The organism is Achromobacter dolens (genome assembly GCF_902859745.1).
Classification (GTDB): Bacteria; Pseudomonadota; Gammaproteobacteria; order Burkholderiales; family Burkholderiaceae_B; genus Achromobacter; species Achromobacter dolens.
Genome location: NZ_CADIJW010000008.1, coordinates 71,975 through 94,936, shown reverse-complemented (window position 1 = coordinate 94,936; position 22,962 = coordinate 71,975). Strand labels below are relative to the sequence as shown.

16 protein-coding genes and 2 riboswitches are annotated in these 22,962 nt (G+C 68.3%); of the genes, 10 read left to right on the top strand and 6 right to left on the bottom strand.

Going from position 1 to position 22,962, the window contains the following annotated elements; all coding sequences use genetic code 11:
* Positions 1 to 74 precede the first annotated feature (74 nt).
* The 10 genes from aptA (at position 75) to HV783_RS09090 (ending at position 14,949) form a co-directional block, all read left to right on the top strand.
* Positions 75 to 1,400: an omega-aminotransferase AptA gene (gene aptA / locus HV783_RS09135; protein ID WP_049076219.1), complete on the top strand. Its 1,326-nt coding sequence runs from the start codon at positions 75 to 77 to the stop codon at positions 1,398 to 1,400.
* Positions 1,401 to 1,497: 97 nt separating this feature from the next.
* Positions 1,498 to 2,994 carry a CoA-acylating methylmalonate-semialdehyde dehydrogenase gene (locus HV783_RS09130; protein WP_049076221.1) on the top strand — a complete coding sequence of 499 codons (1,497 nt, stop codon included), beginning with the start codon at positions 1,498 to 1,500 and terminating at the stop codon, positions 2,992 to 2,994.
* Positions 2,995 to 3,066: 72 nt separating this feature from the next.
* The gene (locus HV783_RS09125; protein ID WP_144655552.1) at positions 3,067 to 4,572 is read left to right on the top strand and encodes a M81 family metallopeptidase; all 1,506 of its coding nucleotides are present in this window, start codon (positions 3,067 to 3,069) and stop codon (positions 4,570 to 4,572) included.
* Positions 4,573 to 4,657: 85 nt separating this feature from the next.
* Positions 4,658 to 6,223, top strand: a complete 1,566-nt coding sequence (locus HV783_RS09120) for an ABC transporter substrate-binding protein (RefSeq protein ID WP_064528591.1) — start codon at positions 4,658 to 4,660, stop codon at positions 6,221 to 6,223.
* 26 nt (positions 6,224 to 6,249) lie between these two features.
* Positions 6,250 to 7,191, top strand: a complete 942-nt coding sequence (locus HV783_RS09115; RefSeq protein WP_054500655.1) for an ABC transporter permease — start codon at positions 6,250 to 6,252, stop codon at positions 7,189 to 7,191.
* Between the two features lie 9 nt (positions 7,192 to 7,200).
* Positions 7,201 to 8,106 carry an ABC transporter permease gene (locus HV783_RS09110; RefSeq protein ID WP_175189023.1) on the top strand — a complete coding sequence of 302 codons (906 nt, stop codon included), beginning with the start codon at positions 7,201 to 7,203 and terminating at the stop codon, positions 8,104 to 8,106.
* 5 nt (positions 8,107 to 8,111) lie between these two features.
* Positions 8,112 to 9,797, top strand: coding sequence for an ABC transporter ATP-binding protein (locus HV783_RS09105; RefSeq protein WP_064528592.1), 1,686 nt, complete (start codon positions 8,112 to 8,114; stop codon positions 9,795 to 9,797).
* A gap of 44 nt (positions 9,798 to 9,841) precedes the next feature.
* Entirely contained in the window at positions 9,842 to 11,248 is a 1,407-nt protein-coding gene (locus HV783_RS09100; RefSeq protein WP_175167059.1) for an amidase, read from the top strand.
* A gap of 45 nt (positions 11,249 to 11,293) precedes the next feature.
* Entirely contained in the window at positions 11,294 to 12,769 is a 1,476-nt protein-coding gene (locus HV783_RS09095) for a M81 family metallopeptidase (RefSeq protein ID WP_175143470.1), read from the top strand.
* A 209-nt stretch (positions 12,770 to 12,978) separates the two neighbouring features.
* Complete coding sequence (locus tag HV783_RS09090; RefSeq protein WP_064528598.1) at positions 12,979 to 14,949, top strand: DUF945 family protein; 1,971 nt, start codon at positions 12,979 to 12,981, stop codon at positions 14,947 to 14,949.
* Positions 14,950 to 15,055: 106 nt separating this feature from the next.
* Here the strand turns inward: HV783_RS09090 and gcvP are convergent, their stop codons facing one another.
* The 6 genes from gcvP to HV783_RS09060 all read right to left on the bottom strand — a co-directional run bounded on the left by gcvP (position 15,056) and on the right by HV783_RS09060 (position 22,962).
* Positions 15,056 to 17,929: an aminomethyl-transferring glycine dehydrogenase gene (gene gcvP, locus HV783_RS09085; protein WP_175189022.1), complete on the bottom strand. Its 2,874-nt coding sequence runs from the start codon at positions 17,927 to 17,929 to the stop codon at positions 15,056 to 15,058.
* A 91-nt stretch (positions 17,930 to 18,020) separates the two neighbouring features.
* Positions 18,021 to 18,398, bottom strand: coding sequence for a glycine cleavage system protein GcvH (gene gcvH / locus HV783_RS09080; RefSeq protein WP_006385867.1), 378 nt, complete (start codon positions 18,396 to 18,398; stop codon positions 18,021 to 18,023).
* 102 nt (positions 18,399 to 18,500) lie between these two features.
* The gene (gene gcvT, locus HV783_RS09075) at positions 18,501 to 19,601 is read right to left on the bottom strand and encodes a glycine cleavage system aminomethyltransferase GcvT (protein ID WP_175189021.1); all 1,101 of its coding nucleotides are present in this window, start codon (positions 19,599 to 19,601) and stop codon (positions 18,501 to 18,503) included.
* An 83-nt stretch (positions 19,602 to 19,684) separates the two neighbouring features.
* Positions 19,685 to 19,807, bottom strand: a riboswitch (glycine riboswitch).
* Between the two features lie 33 nt (positions 19,808 to 19,840).
* Positions 19,841 to 19,933, bottom strand: a riboswitch (glycine riboswitch).
* Between the two features lie 80 nt (positions 19,934 to 20,013).
* Positions 20,014 to 20,907, bottom strand: coding sequence for a ZIP family metal transporter (locus HV783_RS09070; RefSeq protein WP_054500648.1), 894 nt, complete (start codon positions 20,905 to 20,907; stop codon positions 20,014 to 20,016).
* 27 nt (positions 20,908 to 20,934) lie between these two features.
* Positions 20,935 to 21,549, bottom strand: coding sequence for a superoxide dismutase (locus tag HV783_RS09065; RefSeq protein WP_049076245.1), 615 nt, complete (start codon positions 21,547 to 21,549; stop codon positions 20,935 to 20,937).
* Between the two features lie 210 nt (positions 21,550 to 21,759).
* Positions 21,760 to 22,962, bottom strand: a complete 1,203-nt coding sequence (locus HV783_RS09060; RefSeq protein WP_054500646.1) for a BaiN/RdsA family NAD(P)/FAD-dependent oxidoreductase — start codon at positions 22,960 to 22,962, stop codon at positions 21,760 to 21,762.

The window sequence follows — 22,962 nt, the reverse complement described above, 5'->3', positions numbered from 1 at the left end:
ATCAATCGCATCCCGCCGGCCGCCCGCCCGACACGCGCGCAGGCTCCGGCGCCTGTCCTTCCCCTGGAGCCGCCATGAACGCCCCCGCCGAGTTGCCCGACCTGTCCCATCTGTGGATGCCCTTCACCGCCAACAAGCAGTTCAAGGCGCATCCGCGCATGCTGGCGGCGGCCAAGGGCATGTACTACACCTCGGCCGATGGCCGCCAGGTGCTGGATGGCACCGCCGGCCTGTGGTGCGTGAACGCCGGCCACGGCCGCCAGGAGATCGTCGAGGCGATCTCGCGCCAGGCCGGCATCATGGACTACGCCCCGGGCTTCCAGCTCGGCCACCCGCTGGCCTTCGAGGCCGCCACGGCCGTCGCCAGCTTCATGCCGCAGGGCCTGGACCGCGTGTTCTTCACCAACTCCGGTTCCGAATCGGTCGACACCGCCCTGAAGATCGCCCTGGCCTACCACCGCGCCCGCGGCGAAGGCCAGCGCACCCGCCTGATCGGCCGCGAGCGCGGCTACCACGGCGTGGGCTTCGGCGGCATTTCGGTCGGCGGCATCTCGCCCAACCGCAAGACCTTCTCCGGCGCGCTGCTGCCCGCCGTGGACCACTTGCCCCACACCCACAACCTGGAGCAGAACGCCTATTCCAAGGGCCAGCCGGCCTGGGGCGCGCACCTGGCCGAGGACCTGGAGCGCATCATCGCGCTGCACGACGCCTCGACCATTGCCGCGGTCATCGTGGAACCCATGGCCGGCTCCACCGGCGTGCTGATCCCGCCCAAGGGCTACCTGGAAAAGCTGCGCGAGATCACGTCCAAGCACGGCATCCTGCTGATCTTCGACGAAGTCATCACCGCCTACGGCCGCCTCGGCGCGGCCACCGCCTCGGAATTCTTCGGCGTGACGCCGGACCTGATCGCGATGGCCAAGGGCGTCAGCAACGCCGCCGTGCCGGCAGGCGCGGTCGCGGTGCGCCGCGAGGTGCATGACGCCATCGTCAACGGCCCGGCCGGCGGCATCGAGTTCTTCCACGGCTACACCTATTCGGCCCACCCGCTGGCGGCCGCCGCCATCCTGGCGACGCTGGACATCTACCGCCGCGAGGACCTGTTCGCCCGCGCCCGCAAGCTGTCCGGCGCCTTCGAGCAGGCGGCCCACAGCCTGAAGGGCGCGCCGCACGTCATCGACGTGCGCAACCTGGGCCTGGTGGCCGGCGTCGAGCTGGCGCCGCGCGCCGGCGCGCCGGGCGCGCGCGCCGCCGAGGTGTTCCAGAAGTGCTTCGACAGCGGACTGATGGTGCGTTACACCGGCGACATCATCGCCGTCTCGCCCCCGCTGATCATCGACGAGGCCCAGATCGGCCAGATCTTCGAGCAGATCGGCAAGGTGCTCAAGGAAGTCGCGTAGTCCCCGGCGCGGCGCAGGCGCCGCGCCTCGCACACAATGGCGGGCGGCCCCGGGCCGCCCTCCGGCGTTTTCAAAGAACCCCGCTCCGAGCTTTCCCATGAAGAAGAACCTCTCCCACTACATCAACGGCCAGCCCTACGATGGCCGCAGCAACCGCTACGCCGACGGTTTCAATCCGGCCACGGGCGAGATCATCACCTCCGTGCCGCTGGCCTCCACCGACGAAGTGGCGCTGGCCGTGGCCGCCGCCAAGGCCGCCTTTCCGGCCTGGTCGGAAACCCCGGCGCTCAAGCGCGCCCGCGTGCTGTTCAACTTCAAGGCGCTGCTGGACAAGCACCAGGACGAACTGGCCGAACTGATCACGCGCGAGCACGGCAAGGTGTTCTCGGACGCCAAGGGCGAAGTGATGCGCGGCATCGAAGTGGTCGAATTCGCCTGCGGCATTCCGCAACTGTTCAAGGGCCAGTATTCCGATCAGATCGGCGGCGGCATCGACAACTGGAGCATGCGCCAGGCGCTGGGCGTGGTGGCCGGCATCACGCCGTTCAACTTCCCGATGATGGTGCCCTGCTGGATGTTCCCGGTGGCCATCGCCTGCGGCAACACCTTCGTGCTCAAGCCGTCCGAACGCGATCCCTCGGCCTCGCTGCGCCTGGCCGAGCTGCTGACCGAAGCCGGCCTGCCGCCGGGCGTGTTCAACGTGGTGCACGGCGACAAACAGGCCGTGGACGCGCTGATCGCGCACCCCGACGTCGAGGCCCTGTCCTTCGTCGGCTCGACCCCGATCGCCGAATACATCTACGCCGAAGGCACGCGCCGCGGCAAGCGCGTGCAGGCCCTGGGCGGCGCCAAGAACCACCTGGTGGTGATGCCGGACGCCGATCTCGACCAGGTCACCGATGCGCTGATGGGCGCGGCCTACGGCTCGGCCGGCGAGCGCTGCATGGCGATCTCGGTGGCCGTGGCGGTAGGCGACGTGGCCGACAAAGTCATCGAACGCCTGATCCCGCGCGTCAAGGCGCTGGTGGTCAAGGATGGCATGCAGGGCGACGCCGAAATGGGCCCGCTGGTCACGGCGCAGCACCGCAACAAGGTCATCGGCTACATCGAGGACGGCGTCGCCGCCGGCGCCGAGCTGGTGGTCGACGGCCGCGGCCTGAAAGTGCCGGGCGCCGAAAAGGGTTTCTTCCTGGGCGGCACGCTGTTCGACAAGGTCAAGCCCGCGATGAACATCTACCGCGAAGAGATCTTCGGGCCGGTGCTGTGCGTGGTGCGCGTGCCCGACTTCGCCGCCGCGGTCGAACTGATCAACGCCCATGAATTCGGCAACGGCGTGGCCTGCTTCACGTCCGACGGCGGCGTGGCGCGCGCCTTCGCCCGCCAGATCAAGGTGGGCATGGTCGGCATCAACGTGCCGATCCCGGTGCCGATGGCCTGGCACTCGTTCGGCGGCTGGAAGCGCTCGCTGTTCGGCGACCACCACGCCTACGGCGAGGAAGGCATCCGCTTCTACTCGCGCTACAAGAGCGTGATGCAGCGCTGGCCGGACAGCATCGCCAAGGGCGCGGAATTCACCATGCCCGTTGCCAAGTAATCCTGCCCACACCGCCCCGGCCCGCCAAGAGGCCGGGGTTTTGCCGAAAGACACACAACAAGGGGAATCCTGATGCGCATCGGGATAGGCGGCTTTCAGCATGAAACCAATACGTTCGCGCCCTCGCGCGCGGCGTGGGAGGACTTTGCCGACAAGGGCGGCGGCTGGCCGAAGCTGGTCAGCGGTCCGGCGATGTTCCAGGCCGTGGCCGGCGCCAACATTCCCGTGGCCGGCTTCATCGAGGCCATGCAACAGCACACGCTGCTGCCGGCCACGTGGGCCGCGGCCAGCCCGTCGGGCCCGGTCACCGAGGACGCGTTCGAACGCATCAGCGCCCTGATCCTGCAGGGCCTGCAAGCGGCCATGCCACTGGATGGCGTGTACCTGGACCTGCACGGCGCCATGGTCACCGAGCACCTGGACGACGGCGAGGGCGAGCTGCTCAAGCGCGTGCGGGCGCTGGTTGGCCCTGACGTGCCGGTGGTGGCCAGCCTCGACCTGCACGCCAACATGACAGCGGCAATGGTGCGTTACGCCGACGCGCTGGTCTGCTACCGCACCTATCCGCACATCGATATGGCCGAGACCGGCCAGCGCGCCGCCGCGCTGCTGGCGCGGCGCCTGGCCGGCGCGCCCCGTCCCTGCGTGGCGCTGCGGCAGTTGCCCTACCTGATTCCGCTGTGCTGGCAATCGACCGACATCGAGCCGGCGCGCAGCCTGTACCAGATGGTCGGCGACATCGAGGCGCGCGGCGCTCAGAGCGCGTCGCTGGCCACCGGCTTTCCCGCCGCGGACTTTCCCGACTGCCTGCCGGCGGTATGGGCCTACGGCGCCACCCAGGCCGAGGCCGACGCGGCCGCCGACACGCTGGCGCGCGCGGTGCTCGATGCCGAACGGGATTTTGGCGGCACCCTGTATTCGCCCGATGACGCGGTCACGACCGCCCTGCGCCTGGCGCGCGAGGCCAACGCGCCGGTGGTCATCGCCGACGCGCAGGACAATCCGGGCGCCGGCGGCAGTTCCGACACCACCGGCCTGCTGCGCGCGCTGATCCGCCACCAGGCGCGCGATGCCGCCATCGGACTGATCGTCGATCCGGAAGCGGCGCTGGCCGCGCACCGCGCTGGCGTGGGTAAATCGGTCCGCATTGCATTGGGTGGACACTCGGGTATTCCCGACGACGAACCGCTGGACGCGGAGTTCATCGTGGAGAAAACTTCGGATGGACGCTTCGATACGCATGGCGCGTTCTATCGCGGCTTCCACATGGACCTGGGCCCCAGCGCCTGCCTGCGCATCGGCGGCGTGCGCATCGTGGTGGCGTCCAACAAGGTGCAGATGGCCGACCAGGAAATGTTCCGCTTCGCCGGCATCGAGCCGCGCCGCGCGGCCATCCTGGCGGTGAAAAGCTCGGCGCATTTCCGCGCCGACTTCACCCCGATCGCCCACACGATCCTGGTTTGCGCCGCGCCGGGTTCCATGCTGATGGATGCGGCAAAACAACCATGGACACGGTTGCGTCCCGGCATCAGAATGGCGCCTTGCGGCCCGGTGTTTGCCGGCGCCGCGACCGACTGACCCTCGCTCGCCGCGCCCCGGGGCGCGGCGCGTTAACGACGTAGCGGCGAAACGCGCCGCTCACTACGCATACAAGGGGAATTTCATGCTCAAGTTCGTCCGCGCGGCCGCGTTCGCCGGCGCCACCCTGCTGATGGCCCATGGCGCCTACGCCGACACCGTCATCAAGGCGGTGATGCATTCGCCGCTGCGCCTGACCGATCCGCACGCCACCACCGCGTACATCACGACGTGGCATGGCTACATGATCTACGACACCCTGCTGGCCACCGACGCCGACAACAAGATCCAGCCGCAGATGCTGGAAAAGTGGGATGTCTCGGCCGACGGCAAGACCTACACCATGACGCTGCGCCCGGGCCAGAAATGGCATGACGGCAAGCCCGTCACGGCCGAGGACTGCGTCGCGTCGATCAAGCGCTGGGCCGCGGGCGACGGCATGGGCCGCACGCTGCTGAAATTCACCGACAAGATCGAAGTCATCGACGACAACAGCTTCCGCATCGTCATGAAGGAACCCACGGACCTGGCGCTGCGCGCCCTGTCCAAGCCGACCGGCACCGCGCCGTTCATGATGCCCAAACGCATCGCCGATCTGCCGATCGGCCAGCCGATCACCGACATGACCGGCTCGGGTCCGTTCAAGGTCATCGAGTTCAAGCCGGGCGTGAAGACCGTCTACGCCAAGAATGCCGACTATGTGCCGCGCAAGGAGCCCGCCAGCGGCCTGGCCGGCGGCAAGGTGGTGAACGTGGACAAGGTCGAGTGGGACGTGATGCCCGACGCCCTGACCACCGCCAACGCGCTGCTGGGCGGCGAGATCGACTTCGTCGAGCAGTTCCCGTACGACCTGCTGCCGATGGTCGAGGGCAACAAGGACCTGAAGGAAGAGTCGCTCAGCCCGGTCGGCTACTTCACGATGTACCGTTTCAACTTCAAGTACCCGCCCTTCAACAACAAGAAGATCCGCCAGGCCGCGATGTACGCCATCGGCCAGGAAGACGTGATGAAGGCGCTGGTGGGCAATCCCAAGTACTGGCGAACCTGCGCCTCGCTGTGGGGCTGCGGCACGCCGCTGGAATCGGACATCGGCAAGGACGTGGTGGTGCCCTCGAACATCGAGAAGGCCAAGGCCCTGCTGAAGGAAGCCGGCTATGACAACACCCCGATCCTGGTGATGCACGCCACCGACGTCGGCACGCTGTCGGCGCAGCCGGTGGTGATGGCACAGGCGCTGCGCAAGGCCGGCTTCAACGTCAACCTGGCGGCGATGGACTGGCAGAGCGTGGCGACCCGCCGCGCCTCGAAGGCGGCGCCGGCCGAAGGCGGCTGGAACATCCACAACACCAACTGGTACGCCACCGACGTGATGGACCCGGTGCGCTCGGCCCCGGCCGCGGCCAACGGCGACAACGCCTGGTTCGGCTGGCCCGACTTCCCCCAGGTCGAGGAACTGCGCACCAAGTTCGCGCTGACCTCCGATCCGGCCGAGCAGAAGAAGATCGCCGATGAATTGCAGCGCATCGGCATCGACGAAGGCCTGTACGTGCCGCTGGGCCAGATGTCCGTGCCCACCGTGTACACCACCAAGCTCTCGGGCCTGGTGCATGCGCCGGTGTTCGCGTTCTGGAATGTGAAAAAAGCCCCTTGACGGGCAAGTAGTTCAGGGGGAAATACATGCTGGCATTCGTCTCACGCCGGCTCCTCGCGACCATCCCCGTTCTGGTGATGGTCGCGGTGGTGGTCTTTGCGATATTGCGTCTGAGCCCGGGTGATCCGGCCATCATCATGGCGGGCGACGGCGCCACGCCCGAGCGGATCGAGCAGATCCGCCAGACGATGGGCCTGGACAAGCCGGTCGCCAAACAGTTCTTCATCTGGGGCGGCAAGTTGCTGCAGGGAGACCTCGGCACCTCGCTGATGTCCGGCGTGCCGGTCACCCAGCTCATCGGCCAGCGGCTCGAACCGTCGTTGAGCCTGGCGTTGCTGACGCTGGTATTCACGCTGGTCGTGGCGATTCCGCTGGGCGTGCTGGCGGCCTGGCGCCAGGGCCGGCTGCTGGATCGCGCCGTCATGGGCTTTTCGGTGCTGGGCTTTTCGGTGCCGGTGTTCGTCACCGGCTACCTGCTGATCTGGGCCTTCGCCATCAAGCTGGGCTGGTTCAACGTGCAGGGCTACACGCCGCTGGCCAATGGCTTCTGGCTGTTCCTGCACCGGCTGATCCTGCCGTCGCTGGCGCTGTCCACGGTGTATATCGCCCTGATCGCGCGCATCACGCGCACCAGCGTCATCGAGGTGATGGGCGAGGACTTCATCCGCACCGCGCGCTCCAAGGGGCTGACCGAGACCGGCGTGCTGCTGGGCCACGCGCTGCGCAATGCCGCGGTGCCCATCGCCACGGTGGTGGGCCTGGGCATCGCGCTGCTGATCAGCGGCGTGGTGGTGACCGAATCGGTGTTCAACATCCCGGGCCTGGGCCGGCTGGTGGTCGAAGCCGTGCTGGCGCGCGATTACCCCGTGATCCAGGGCCTGACGCTGTTCTTCGCCTTCGTCTACGTGTTCATCAATCTGGTTGTCGATTGCGCCTACACGGTGTTCGACCCCCGTATCCGATACTGAGGCCACGCCATGCAAACGCCAACCGACGCCGCCGCGCAAGCGGCCGCCGATCTTCCCGGCGGCGGCACGCCCCACGTCACCGCCTGGCGCCAGATCCGCCAGAGCTTCAAAAGCTGGCCGGTGATGCTGGCCCTGGTGGTGCTGCTCATCATTGTCGCCATCGCCCTGTTCGCCCCGCTGCTGGGCACGGTCGACCCGACGTTCATCAATCCCGGCGCGCGCCTGAAGCAGCCGTTCACCGACTACCTGTTCGGCACCGACGCCTTCGGCCGCGACGTCTGGTCGCGCGTGGCCTACGGCGCGCGCGTCTCGCTGATCGCGGGCCTGGGCGCCGCGGTCGTCAGCGTCGCCATCGGGCTCGTGGTCGGCGTCATCGCCGGCTGGTTCCGCTCGCTCGACGGCATCATCATGCGCACCATGGACGCCATCATGGCGATCCCCGGCATACTGCTGGCGATCGCGCTGGTGTCGGTCACCGGCGCCAGCCTGACGACGGTGCTGGTGGCCATCACCATTCCCGAGATCCCGCGCGTGGTGCGGCTGGTGCGCGGCCAGATCCTGACCGTGCGCGGCGAGCCCTACGTCGAGGCCGCGCTGGCGCTGGGCACGCCGCTGCCGCTGCTGCTGTGGCGCCACATGGTGCCCAGCACCATCGCGCCGCTGACCGTGCAGGGCACCTATGTGTTCGCTTCGGCCATGCTGACCGAGGCCATCCTCAGCTTCCTGGGCGCGGGCATCCCGCCCGAGATCGCCTCCTGGGGCAACATCATGTCCGAGGGCCGCATGTACTTCCGCATGCTGCCCGGCCTGATCCTGTTCCCGGGGCTGTTCCTGTCGCTGACCGTGCTCAGCGTGAACATCCTGGGCGACGCGCTGCGCGACGCCCTCGATCCGAAAATGGTGCGCAGGATCTGATGCCGATGACCTACTCTCCCACTCCCCCCGCGGGCGATACCTCGTCCGCCGTGCTGGCGATCCGCAACCTGTCGGTGGAGGTCGGCGGCGCCGGCAACCGCGTGGTGCGCAACCTGAGCCTGGACGTGCACGCCGGCGAAACCGTGTGCGTGGTCGGCGAATCCGGCTCGGGCAAGTCGGTCACCTCGCTGGCCGTCATGGGCCTGCTGCCGCCTGGCGTGCTGCGCATCAGCGCGGGTTCGATCCGCGTCGAAGGCGAGGACGTGGCCACCGCCACGCCGCGGCGCCTGCGCGAGCTGCGTGCCACCCGCATGGCCATGGTGTTCCAGGAACCCATGACGGCACTGAACCCCGTGCACACCGTCGGCAAGCAGGTCGATGAAGTGCTGCGGCTGCATCGCCGCATGTCGGCCGCCGAACGCCGCGCCAAGGTGCTGGACATGTTCCGCTCGGTGCACCTGCCCGACGTCGAGCGCATCTACGATGCCTATCCGCACCAGCTCTCGGGCGGCCAGCGCCAGCGCATCGTGATCGCCATGGCGCTGATCCTGGAGCCCAAGCTGCTGATCGCCGACGAGCCGACCACGGCGCTGGACGTCACCACGCAGAAGCAGATCCTGCTGCTGATCAAGGAACTGCAGGTCAAGCACCGCACCGCCGTGCTGTTCATCACGCACGACTTTGGCGTGGTGGCCGAGATCGCCGACCGCATCGTGGTGATGAACCGCGGCGACCTGATCGAAAGCGGCACGCGCCACGAAATCCTGGCAGAACCCAAGCAGTCGTACACGCGCCGCCTGGTGTCGTCGGTGCCCAGCCTGGTGCCCTCGCACCGCGAAGCGCCCGCCGGCCAGCCGGTGCTGCACGTCAAGGGCCTGGGGCGCACCTACGGCGGCAAGCGCGCGCTGTTTTCGCGCCGCGCGCCGCAGAACGTGATCGCCGCGGCCGACGTCAACCTGACGTTGCGCAAGGGCGAGATCCTGGGCATCGTGGGCGAATCCGGTTCGGGCAAATCGACGGTGGCGCGCTGCATCGTGCGCCTGATCGAGCCCACCGCCGGCCACATGATGATGGGCGGCGAAGACCTCAGCACCCTGTCCGGCGCGGCGCTGCGCCCGGTGCGCCGCCGCATCCAGATCGTGTTCCAGGACCCGTACCGTTCGCTCAACCCGCGCCGCACCGTGGGCGAATCCATCATCGAAGGCCTGCTCAATTTCGGCGTGCCCCGCGACAAGGCCGAGCAACGCGCCGGCGAAACGCTGTCGGTGGTCGGGCTCAGCCCCGACGCCATGCGGCGCTATCCGCACCAATTCTCCGGCGGCCAGCGCCAGCGCATCTGCATCGCCCGCGCGCTGGTGATGGACCCCGAGATCCTGGTGGCCGACGAAGCCGTGTCGGCGCTGGACGTGTCGGTGCAGGCGCAGGTCCTGGAACTGCTCGAGCAGGTGCGCGAGCGCACCGGCGTGGGCGTGCTGTTCATCACGCATGACCTGCGCGTGGCCGCGCAGATCTGCGACACCATCATGGTCATGCAGCGCGGCAAGGTCGTCGAGACCGGCGCCGCCCAGGCCGTGCTGACCGATCCCCGCCACGAGTACACCCGCGCCCTGATCGACGCGGCGCCCGGGCGCGACTGGGACTTCCGCAATTTCCGGCCCGTGGCGGCCGGGCTGGCGGCCCCCGCCGCCTGAGGCGTCCCAATCAACCCAGGCATCCCACGCAATCGGAACCCGCCATGTCGCAACCGCATGAACTCTCGGCCCAGGAACTGCTGGCCGCCTATCGCAACAAGACCCTGTCGCCGGTCGAGGCGACCCGCTCGGTGCTCGACCACATCGCGCGCTGGGAACCGCACATCCACGCCACCTATGCGCTCGATCCCGACCAGGCGCTGGCGCAGGCGCGCGCTTCCGAGGCGCGCTGGATGAAGGGCGAGCCGCAGGCTTGCGGCGGCTACTCGCTGGACGGCGTGCCCGCCACCATCAAGGAAAACATCGCCACCCGCGGCGTGCCGGTGCCGCTGGGCACCGCCGCCACCGACCTGACGCCGGCCGCGGCCGACGCCCCGCCGGCGGCGCGCATGCGCGAGGCCGGCGCCGTGGTGCTGGGCAAGACGACCATGCCCGACTACGGCATGCTCTCCTCGGGACTGTCGAGTTTCCATGCGCTGACGCGCAACCCCTGGGACCTGAGCAAAAACCCGGGCGGCTCCAGCGCCGGCGCCGGGGCGGCGGCGGCGGCGGGCTACGGCCCGCTGCACATCGGCACCGACATCGGCGGCTCGGTGCGCCTGCCGGCCGCCTGGTGCGGCATCGCCACGCTCAAGCCCAGCCTGGGCCGCATTCCCATCGACCCGCCCTTCATGGGCCGCTGCGCCGGCCCCATGACGCGCGACATCGCTGACGCCGCGCTGATGATGGGCGTGCTGTCGCAACCCGACGCGCGCGACCACATGAGCCTGCCGTTCCAGGACTTCGACTGGCTCAACCTGGAGCTGGACGTGCGCGGCCTGCGCATCGGCCTGCAGCTCGAAGCCGGCTGCGGCCTGCCGCTGGACCCGGAGATCCGCGCCGCCGTCGAAGCCGCGGCCCGACTGTTCGAGTCGGCCGGCGCCATCGTCACGCCGCTCAAGCCGTGGATGACGCCGGAGATGCTGGACGGCGTCGACCGTTTCTGGCGCACCCGCTCGGCCATTGACCTGGGGGCCCTGCCGCAGGCACGCCGCGACAAGATCCTGCCGTTCATCCGCGCCTGGGCCGAAAGCGGCGGCGGCCAATCCGGCGAGGCCGTGTTCCGCAGCTACTACGAAACCCTGAACGTGCGCGCCAGGACCGTCGCCGCCACCGCCCCCTACGACTACGTGCTGTCGCCGGTGGCGCCGGTGGTGGCCTACAACGCCGAGTGGGCCGCGCCCACCAACGAAGTCGCCACGACCATGCACCACATCGGCTACACCCTGCCCTACAACATGAGCGAGCAGCCGGCCGCCTCGGTCAATTGCGGCTATACCAAGTCGGGCCTGCCGATCGGCCTGCAGATCGCCGGCGCGCGCTTCGACGATCTGGGCGTGCTGCGCGTGGCTCGCGCCTGGGAGCGCATGCGCCCGGCCCAGCAGCCCTGGCCGCAACCGCCCCGGGCCTGACGCCGTCCCGCTCCCCTTCCCCTTTGGCAACCCACAGGAATTTCCATGCGTTGGCTTCTGGCAATGATCAAGCACGAGACGAACACCTTCTCGCCCGTGCCGACCCCGCTCGCACGCTTTTTCCGCGGCAATCCTGAAATCCTGGCCGGCGACCGCGCCATCCGCGCCTACGAGAACACCGACAGCGGCCTGGGCGGCTACATCGAGGTGGCGCGCCGCGTCGGCGCCGAGATCGTGGTGCCGGTGGCCGCCGAGTCCTGGCCCAGCGGCCCGGCCAGCGCCGAGACCCACGAACTGCTGTGCAAGCGGGTGCTGGACGAGGTCCGCAAGGGCGGCTACGACGCCATCCTGCTGGACCTGCATGGCGCCATGGTGGCCGAGGGTGTGGAAGACGCCGAGGGCGACCTGCTGCGCCGCCTGCGCGAGATCGATCCCAACACGCCGGTGGCCGTGACGCTGGACATGCACGCCAACATCTACGCCGACATCGTCGACAACGCCACCGTCATCAGCGGCTTCCATACCTATCCGCACGTGGACATCCGCGAGGCCGGCGTGCGCGCGGCCAACGTCATCGTGCGCACGCTCAAGGGCGAGATCAAGCCCGTGATGACCTGGGGCGGCAAGCCCATGCTGCCGCACGTCATGTGCCAGGGCACCCACGCCGATCCCAACAAGTCGCTGCAGGAGCGCTGCCGCCAGATGGAGGCCGACGGCGTGCTGGCGGCCTCGGTGTTCGTGGGTTTCCCCCACGCCGACATCCGCGAGGCCGGCCTGAGCGCCGTGGTCTGTACGGACGCCAACCTGGCCCAGGCGGAGCAATACCGCGACGAGCTGCTGGACCGCGCCTGGAACGACCGCTCAAAATGGGTGTTCCATTCCGAGCCGCTGGCGCCCACCATTGCCCGGGCCAAGGCCATCGAGCAGGGACCGGTGGTGCTGCTGGACCACTACGACAACACCGGCTCCGGGGGCACCATGGACACCACCGCGGTGCTGGCCGAGGTGCTGCGCCAGGAACTGGACAACGTGGTGTTCTACGCCATCTGTGATCCCCAGGCGGCGCGCGAGGCCGCCACGGCGGGGGTGGGCAGCACCGTCACGCTGCCGCTGGGGGGCAAGGTCGACATGCCCGCCATCAATCGCCGCGGCGAACCGCTGACCGTGACGGGCCGCGTCAAGCTGGTGTTCGACGGCGTCTACCTGAACCGCGGCCCCATGTACCGTGGCGTGCGCAACGACACCGGCCTGACGGTGGTGATCGATACCGGACGGGTCGAGATCGTGGTGGTATCGCGGCACCAGGAACCCTTCGACATCAATTGCCTGCTGTCGGCCGGCATCGATCCGCTGCAAAAGCGCTATGTGGTGCTCAAGAGCCGGGTCCACTGGCGCGCCGGCTTCTCCGAAATGGCCACCGAGATCATCGAGTGCACCGGCGTGGGCGTCACCACCTCCGACTACGGCCAGCTCGACTTCAAGCACGTGCGCCGGCCGATCTACCCGCTCGATCCCCTGTAAAACACGCGTTGTCGACAATATGGCCGGCGCCCGAGGGCGCCGGCTTTCATTTTGAAATCTTCGGTAACGGCACGCACTGCAACTGGCTACCCCGCCTCGGTATACTCGCCGCGGGTCCTGACAGGCCGATGAATATGTCCCATTGCCCGCGCCGCTCGACGGCGCCGCGCCGCATGGACAAGACTCGACAATCAACGACAAAGCAAAACATGAAAAAGAGCGTAGCGATCACCTTAGCCGTGGTCATAGTGGGAGCGGGAAGCTGGGTGGGTGCTACCTGGTACACGGGCAAGCGCATCGAAGAAGGCGCGCAGCGCCGCCTGGCCGAGGCCAACGAGAAGCTGGCCAAGATCACGCCTTTGTTCGGCCTGCGCATCGACCAGATCAAATACGAGCGCGGCCTGTTCTCGACGCAGGCGCGCTACGGCGTGTCGTTCGTCAAGAGCGACAAGAGCCTGAGCGACATGCCGGACGGCATGCTGGAATTCGATGCCCAAATCGAGCACGGCCCGTTCCCCAAGAGCGCGCTGGCGCGCGGCGCCATCGCGCCCAAGCTGGCTTTCGTCCACGCCGAAATGGCCAAGACGGACAACGTCAAGCCGGTGTTCGAGCTGACCAAGGACGTCTCGCCCCTGGTCACCGATGCCATGGTCAGCTTTGGCGGCAGCACGGCATCGACCGCCCGCATCGCGCCGGTGAAGGTGACGCATGAGGGCAATTCGGTCGATTTCAGCGGCATGGAAATCACCGGCACGTTCGACCGCGGACTGGCCGCCATCACCGCCAATGCCAAGACCGACACGCTGGCGGTGGACGGCACCAAGGGCAGCGATCCGATCAAGATGGCGATGTCCGGCCTGACCATGGACGTCGACAGCCGCATGGGCAAGTTCGGCCTGTCGGTCGGCGACTCGGGCATCAAGATCAAGCGCATCGAAGTCATCAAGCCGGACGCCGACGCCAAGGTGATCCTCGACAACTTCAGCTACACCGTCAAGCTGGCCGAGGACGACAAGAACATCAACATCCAGGCCGCCTACCAGACCGGCGACATCAACGTCAACGACGTGCCGCTGGGCAACGGCCAGGCCGTCATCAAGCTGGCCCGGCTGGACGGCGCCGCGGTCAAGCAACTGTCCGATACCTACAACCAGTTGATGCGCCAATACATGGCCGATGCCCACGACGAGGGCCTGAACGACGAACAGTTCCAGGTGCTGCTGGATAACGCCGGCAAGCTGCTGGCCGGCAATCCGTCGTTCAGCATCGACCCGATCAGTTGGAAGACCGCCAAGGGCGAAAGCAAGCTGAACGTCACGCTGGACCTGGCCAATCCTCCCAACGTCAAGGACCTGACGCCGCAGGAAATCGTGGTCAAGGCCATCAAGCAGATCGACGCCACGCTGGTGATCTCCAAGCCGATGGTGCAGGACCTGATGGTGCAGTACGCCATCAAGAAGGACGGCATGCCCGCCGACAAGGCCGAAGCCGAGGCCGCCGACAACATCCGCAGCATGTCCGGCATGGCCGAGATGTTCAACGTCGGCAAGAACGACGGCGACAACATCGTCGGCAAGTTCCACTTCGCCGACGGCATGGGCGACCTGAACGGCAAGAAGATTCCCGCCGACGAACTGTTCTCGGGCCTGCTGGGCGCGACCGGCATGAACAGCGCGATGGACGATGACGAGGAAGAAGCCGAACCGGCCGCCGGCGCCACCGCCATGGACGACGAAATGGCCGCGACCAGCAACGCCGACGTGGTCAATGAGTTCGACGTCGACATGGTCGTCCATATGCTGGAAGACATGGGCTACACCACCCGCAAGACCGACGGCGACGAAGGTCCGGTGCTGATCCTGGACGCCAGCAATTCCGGCGCCACCGACCTGCGCCTGGAATTCCTGTGCAATGACTTCTCCGAGAAGTGCTACGACCTGGTCGCCACCGCCACCTACGCCAGCAAGAAGCCGGCCACGCTCAAGGCCATCAACGCCTGGAACCAGGAGTACCGCTGGACCCGCGCTTACCTGGACGACAAGAACCAGGCCGTGCTGCAGATGGACATGAACGCCGAAGGCGGCATCGGCAAGAAAAACCTGCAGATCCTGCTGAACACCTACTTCAGCATCACCGAGGAATTCGCCACCGCCATCACGGCGGCGCCGGCCAGGAAGTAAGACGGCCGCGAAAAAGCAAAACCCCCATCGTGCGATGGGGGTTTTTTTTGCCTGTCGCCAGGCAAGCCTCGATGACCCGCCCCAAGGGGCGGGCCGTCACGCGGCATCAGGCGTAGGCTTCGACCGGCAGGCAGGCGCAAACCAGGTTGCGGTCGCCATAGGCGTTGTCCACGCGCGCCACCGGCGGCCAGTACTTGGCCTCGCGCAGCGAAGCCACCGGGTAGGCGGCCTGCTGGCGCGGGTAGTCGTGCAGCCATTCCTCGGCCAGCAGCATCTGCGCGGTGTGCGGCGCGTTCTTCAGGACGTTGTCCTCGCGATCGCGTTCGCCGCGCTCGACCTGGGCGATTTCCTCGCGGATCGAGATCATCGCCTCGATGAAGCGGTCCAGCTCGGCCACGCCTTCGGATTCGGTCGGCTCGACCATCAGCGTGCCGGCCACCGGGAAGCTCATGGTGGGGGCATGGAAGCCGTAGTCCATCAGGCGCTTGGCGATGTCCTCGGCGCTGATGCCGCTGGTTTCCTTGAGCGGACGCACGTCCAGGATGCACTCGTGCGCCACGCGGCCGTTGCGGCCCGCGTACAGCACCGGGTAGTGGCCGCGCAGGCGGGTGGCGATGTAGTTGGCGTTCAGGATCGCGACTTCGGTGGCGCGGCGCAGGCCGTCGGCGCCCATCAGCGCGATGTACACGAACGGGATCGGCAGGATGCCGGCCGAACCGAACGGCGCGGCCGAGACCGGGCCGACCTTGGCTTCGCCGGGCAGCTTGCCCTGCTCGTTCACCACGCCGGGCAGGTACGGCGCGAGGTGCGCGCGCACCGCCACCGGACCGACGCCCGGGCCGCCGCCGCCGTGCGGGATGCAGAAGGTCTTGTGCAGGTTCAGGTGCGACACGTCCGAGCCGAACTTGCCCGGCTTGGCCACGCCGACCATGGCGTTCATGTTGGCGCCGTCCAGGTACACCTGGCCGCCGGCCTGGTGCACCAGGTCGCAGATCTCGGTCACGGCTTCCTCGAACACGCCGTGCGTGGACGGGTAGGTGATCATCAGCGCGGCCAGCTTGTCGCCGACCTGTTCGATCTTGGCGCGCAGGTCGCCCAGGTCGACGTTGCCGTTGGCGTCGGAGGCCACCACCACCACGTCCATGCCGGCCAGTTGCGCCGACGCGGGGTTGGTGCCGTGGGCCGACGACGGAATCAGGCAGACGTTGCGCTGGTGCTGGCCGTTGGCCTGGTGGTAGCCGCGGATCGCCAGCAGGCCGGCGTATTCGCCCTGCGCGCCCGAGTTGGGCTGCAGGCTGATGTTGTCGTAGCCGGTGATCTCGCACAGCGCGGCCGACAGGCGCGTGATCAGCTCGTCATAGCCCTTGCTCTGCGAGGCGGGCGCGAACGGATGCACCAGCGCGAACTCGGGCCAGGTGATGGGGATCATCTCGGCCGTGGCGTTCAGCTTCATGGTGCAGGAGCCCAGCGGGATCATGGTGCGGTCCAGCGCCAGGTCCTTGTCGGCCAGCTTGCGCAGGTAGCGCAGCATGTCGGTTTCCGACTGCACGCTGGAGAACACCGGATGCTTGAGGATGGCGCTTTCACGCGCCACCGCGGCGGGGATGCCGCCGGCCGCCTTGGCGTCCAGCGCGTCGATGTCCAGTTCGACGTCGTCGCGTTCCAGGCCGGCGGCGAACACGTTCACCAGCGCCTGCAGGTCGGCGGCGGTGACGGTCTCGTCCAGCGACACGGCCAGGCGCGCGCCGTCGACACGGCGCAGGTTGATGTGCTCGCACTCGGCGGCCGTGATGATGGCGGGCGTGGCCGGGCCGGTTTCCAGCAGCAGCGTGTCGAAGAAGGTGTCGTTGGCGACCTTGATGCCCAGCTTGCCGAGTTCGGCGCGCAGGATGGCGGTGTAGCGCTGCACGCGCTCGGCGATGCGGCGGATGCCGGCCGGGCCGTGCCAGACGGCGTACATGCCGGCCATCACGGCCAGCAGCACCTGCGCGGTGCAGATGTTCGAGGTGGCCTTCTCGCGGCGGATGTGCTGTTCGCGCGTCTGCAGCGCCAGGCGCATCGCCGGGTTGCCCTGGGCGTCCTTGGACACGCCGACCAGACGGCCGGCCATGTTGCGCTTGAAGGCGTCCTTGCAGGCCATGAAGCCGGCGTGCGGGCCGCCGAAGCCGAACGGCACGCCGAAGCGCTGGGCCGAACCGATGGCGATGTCCGCGCCCCATTCGCCGGGCGCGGCCAGCAGCGCCAGCGCCAGCAGGTCGGTGGCCACGGCCACCACCGCGCCCTGCGCGTGGGCGGTCTCGGCCAGCTTGCGGTAGTCGGCCACCGAGCCGGTGCTGTGCGGGTACTGCAGCAGCACGCCGAAGCACTCCGGCAGGCCATCGGCCTCGTCGCCGACGGCGATCTCGATGTCCAGGCCCTCGGCGCGCGTGCGCACGACCTCGATGGTCTGCGGATGCACGTGGCGCGAGATGAAGAACACCGGGCTTTGCGACTTGGCGCTGCGGCGCGCCAGCGTCATGGCTTCGGCGGCGGCGGTGCTTTCATCGAGCAGCGAGGCGTTGGAGATGTCCAGCCCGGTCAGGTCGGCGACCATGGTCTGGTAGTTCAGCAGGGCCTCCAGGCGACCCTGCGAGATCTCGGGCTGGTACGGCGTGTAGGCCGTGTACCAGGCGGGATTCTCGAGAATGTTGCGCAACACCACGTTGGGCGTCTGCGTGCCGTAGTACCCCTGGCCGATGTAGTTGCGGTAGACCTTGTTGCGGCCGGCGATCTGCTTCAGTTCGGCCAGCACGTCGGCTTCGCTGCGCGACGGCGGCAGCGCCAGCGGCGCCTGGCTGCGGATCTTGGGCGGCACGACTTCTTCGATCAGGGCGTCCAGGCTGGGGCTGCCGATGGCGGCAAGCATGGCGGCCTGATCGGCGTCGGAGGGGCCGATGTGGCGGGGGATGAAGTCGGTGTGGGTGTCTAGGGCGCGCGACATGGGGGATCTCGGGATGGCGGTGTCGTCGGGAGGGACGGACGGTGATGCATGGACGGGCGGCGGCGCCAGCGCCGCGCCCGCCCTGGCCGGCTTAGCCGTTGGCGACGGCTTCGTAGCCGGCGGCGTCCAGCAGCTTGTCGGCATCGGCGGCGTTGACCGGCTTGATCTTGAAGATCCAGGCGGTGAAGGCCGATTCGTTGATCAGGTTGGGGTTGCTTTCCAGCTCGTCGTTGAACGCGACGATTTCGCCGGCCACGGGCGCGTAGATGTCGGAGGCGGCCTTGACCGACTCGACCACGCCGGCGGTCTCGCCCGCGTTCAGCTTGGCGCCGACCTTGACGTCGCCGACGAAGACCAGGTCACCCAGTTGGTCCTGGGCGGTATCGGTGATGCCGACGACGAACACGTCGCCTTCGGCTTTGACCCATTCATGGGACTCGGTGTACTTGCGATCGGTGGGCAGACTCATGGGAACTCCTGGGGGGATTCGGATAAGGAAATGGTGTTGCGCGCCTCGCGCCGGCGGCCTGCGCCCCAAAAAGGGGCGGGCCTCCCGCGCGAAGCTTCGAGTTTACGAGTGTTCGACGGCTTTGCCGTTACGGACAAACGGCAGCTTGCAGACCAGGGCGGGCACCCACTTGCCGCGGATGTCGACCTCGACCGTGTCGCCCGCGACCACGCCTTGCGGCAGGCGGGCAAAGCCGATCGACACGCCCAGCGTCGGCGACATGGTGCCGCTGGTGAGTTCGCCCGTGCCGTTCTTGGCGCGCACCGCCATGTGGGCACGCATCACGCCGCGTTCCTGCAGCTTCAGGCCGACGAAGGCGGCGGGCGTGGCGAACTGCTCCAGCGCGTCGCGGCCGATGAAGCGGCGCTCGGGGTTCTTCAGGGAAACCGTCCAGGTCAGCGCGGCTTCACCGGGCTGGGTCAGTTCGTCCATGTCCTGGCCGTAGAGGTTCATGCCGGCTTCCAGGCGCAGCGTGTCGCGCGCGCCCAGGCCGGCCGGGCGCACGCCCTGGGCCGCCAGGTCGCGCCACAGTTGCACCGCCTCGGCGGCGGGCAGCACGATTTCGAAGCCGTCTTCGCCGGTGTAGCCGGTGCGCGCGACCAGCGTGTCGTCGCCGACGCGGGCGGCCACGAACGGGGTCAGCGGCTCGCTGGCGGCCTGCCAGGCGGGGCGCGCGGCCCAGACCTTGGCGCGGGCGTTGGGGCCCTGCACGGCGATCATGGCCAGGTCGCGGCGCGGCGTGATGGTGACGTCGAACTTGCCGGCCTGCCTGACGCGCTGCATCCAGGCCATGTCCTTGTCGGCGGTGCCGGCGTTGACCACCACGCGCCATTCATCGGCGGCGAAGAAATACACGATCAGGTCGTCGATGACGCCGCCCTGCGGGTTCAGCATGCAGGTGTAGAGCGCCTTGCCGGGCACGGTCAGCTTGGCGACGTCGTTGGCCACCAGGCGCTGCAGGAAGGCGTAGGCGTCGGGGCCGGTGATGTCGGCGTTGAGCATGTGCGAGACGTCGAACATGCCGGCGTCCTGGCGCACCGCGTGGTGCTCCTCCAGTTGCGAGCCGTAGGCCAGGGGCATGTCCCAGCCGCCGAAGTCGACCATGCGGGCGCCAGAGGCGATATGTTCGTCGGCCAGCGGGGTGCGTTTGAGGGGTGCGGACATGCGCGGGTACTCCGGAGCGGCAGCGTTGCCAGGGTTACGGAATGCCGCCGGCGGACGGGATGCGCCCACGCAACGGCTGAATCTTCCGCCCCTCTGTCCTTTTGCCTGAGAGTTGCCCCGCGTGGCGGGTTTGCACCTTCGGCGCCTGGGCTGCTCGCTATGTCCCTGATTGGGCAGCGGCGCCAGGTCTCTCCAGAGTGCTGCTTTGCCGCGTCCGCGCGGTGAAAACCGGGACAGGGCAAGCATGCGCGGTATGGGATACCTGAGCGATTCCGGGCGAATTGCGCCTTCGGCGGCAGCCGCGAACGGCCGCTCTCTCCCGCAACATGCGTGACAGCGCCGAAAGCATACCGCGAAACGCGGTTCCGTTGTTGATCCATGATCGCTGGCCGGTCGCCGCGCCGCGCCCGTGTCAGCCCAGCGCGGTGTCCAGCAGCATCATCAGCACGAAGCCCAGCATCAGCCCGCAGGTGGCGTAGACCTCGTGCCCCTTGCGGTGCGACTCGGGGATGATCTCGTGGCTGATCACGAACAGCATGGCGCCGGCGGCAAAGCCCAGGCCCCACGGCAGCAATGCCGTCGACCAGCCCACCACCACCGCGCCCAGCACCGCGCCGACCGGCTCGACCAGGCCCGACAGCATGCCCAGCGCCACCGCGAACGCGCGCTTGTAGCCGGCGGCGATCAGCGCCACCGCCACCACCAATCCTTCGGGGATGTCCTGGATGGCGATACCGGTGGCCAGCGCGGTGCCCCGCAGCGGATCGTTGCCGGCGTAGCCGACGCCGATGGCCAGGCCTTCGGGCAGGTTGTGCAGCGTAATGGCGAAGACGAACAGCCAGGCGCGGCGCAGGCGGTGCGCCTCGATGCCCTCGCGCCCCTTGATGAAATGCTCGTGCGGCAACAGCCGGTCCATCAGCAGCAGCGCCGCCGCGCCCAGCAGGATGGCGGCGCCCACCGTCAGGCCCGCGCCCCAGGGGCCGGCGCCCTGCGACTCGGCCGCCGCGATGCCCGGCGCCACCAGCGAGAACGCGCTGGCCGCCAGCATCACGCCGGCGCCGAAGCCGAACATGCTGTCCTGCATCTTCTGGGGGATGGTGCGCGCGAACAGGATCGGCAGCGTGCCCGCCGCCGTGGCGCCGGCGGCGACCATGCCGCCCAGCAGCGCGTCGGCCACGTGTGGCGCATTGGCATCGAAATAGACCCACGCCTGGTGCAGGCCCAGGCAGGCGACCAGCACCGCCAGCGTCCAGACGCTGACGCTGGTGGCCGCGGGCCGGATGCGATGACGGCTGAAGGTGTTCATGGTCCACTGCCCTCGCGCGATGCCGGCTCAGCCCACGGCGGCGGCGTAGCGGCGCGCCACCTCGGACCAATCGATCACATTGTAGAAGGCGCCGATGTATTCCGGACGGCGGTTCTGGTACTTGAGGTAGTAGGCGTGCTCCCACACGTCCAGCCCCAGGATCGGCGTGTTGCCCTGCATCAGCGGACTATCCTGGTTGGCGCTGCTTTCCACTGCCAGCTTGCCGTCCGGCGTCACGCTGAGCCAGGCCCAGCCGCTGCCGAAGCGCGTCAGCGCGGCCTTGGTGAAGGCATCGCGGAAGGCTGCCTGGCCGCCCAGCTCGGCATCGATGGCGCGGGCCAGCGCGCCGTCGGGCTCGCCGCCGCCGCGCGGCGACATGACCGCCCAGAACAGGCTGTGGTTGGCGTGCCCGCCGCCGTTGTTGCGCACCGCGCCGCGGATCGCCTCGGGCAACTGGTCGATGCGCGCCACCAGGGCGTCGACCGGCTCGTCGGCGGCGATGCCGGCGCCTTCCAGCGCGGCGTTCAGGTTGTTGACGTAGGTCTGGTGATGCTTGCCGTGGTGGATCTCCATCGTCAGCGCATCGATGTGCGGTTCAAGCGCGTCGTAGGCATAAGGCAGGGGCGGCAGGGTGTAGGCCAAGGCGATCTCCGTCGGGCAACGCCGCCGACAATGGCGAGCGTCTTATTTTTGAAAATACAAATGATAGGTATTTTTATTTGATACGACAACGATAACGTTGCAATGCCTGTCATGCAGGCAGGCTATGGGGTCGGACAGCCCTTGGCGAGCAGCACGAAGCGTGCCCGCGCCAACGGGCGGGAAACGCATTGGATGAAGCGCCAGAAACGGCTAGAGCGCCTTGCCGCAGGCCACGCCGGATGCCCAGGCCCACTGGAAGTTGTAGCCGCCCAGCCAGCCGGTGACGTCCACGGTTTCGCCGATGAAGTACAGGCCGGGCGTGGCGCGGGCCTGCATCGATTTCTGGTCCAGCCCGCGCGTATCGACCCCGCCGCGCATGACCTCGGCCTTCTTGTAGCCGGCGGTGCCGCTGGGCACCAGGGTCCATTGGTGGATGTCCTGCGCCAGCGCGCGCAGGGTCTTGTCCGGCGCATCGGCCAGGCGCAGCGCCGCCAGGCCCGGCTTGCCGCCCTGCTCCGCCAGTTGCAGCCAGCGGTCGGCCAGGCGCTTGGGCCACAGGCCGGCCAGCACCGTATGCATTTGCTGCCGGTTGCCGGACTTGGCCGCCAGCAGTTCGGCCGCCAGGTCGCGCCCCGGCGCCAGGTCGATGACAATGGGCTCGCCCGGCTTCCAGTAGCTGGATATCTGCAGGATCGCCGGGCCCGACAGGCCCCGATGGGTGAACAGGAGGTCTTCGAGAAACTCGCCGCGCGCCTTGCCCTGCCCCGTCGCCAGGTTGACCTCCAGCGCCACGCCGGACAGCTCGGCCAGCGGCTGCCAGTGCGCCGCGTCGAAGGTCAGCGGCACCAGCGCCGGCCGCGGCTCGACCACCTTCAGGCCGAACTGGCGCGCCAGCTTCAGGCCAAAATCGGTGGCGCCCAACTGCGGGATCGCCATGCCGCCGGTGGCCACCACCAGCTTGGCCGCGCGGATCACGCCCTGGCTGGTGCGCAGCTCGAAGCCCGCCTCGCCATGGGCCACTTCGGCCACCTGGCAAGCCATGCGCCACTGCACGCCGCCGGCATCGCATTCGGCGCGCAGCATCTCGATGATGGATTCGCTGGAATCGTCGCAGAACAGTTGGCCGCGGTGCTTCTCGTGCCAGGCGATGCGGTGGCGCCTGAGCAGCGCCAGGAAGTCCTGCGGCGTGTAGCCCGCCAACGCCGACCGGCAGAAATGCGGGTTGTCGGAGAGGAAATTGGCGGGCCCCGCGCCGATGTTGGTGAAGTTGCAGCGGCCGCCGCCCGAGATACGGATCTTCTCGGCCAGCCGTTCGGCGTGATCCACCAGCACCACGCGCAGGCCGCGCTGACCGGCGACCGCGGCACACATCATGCCAGCGGCGCCGGCGCCGAGAACGGCGACATCGAACAT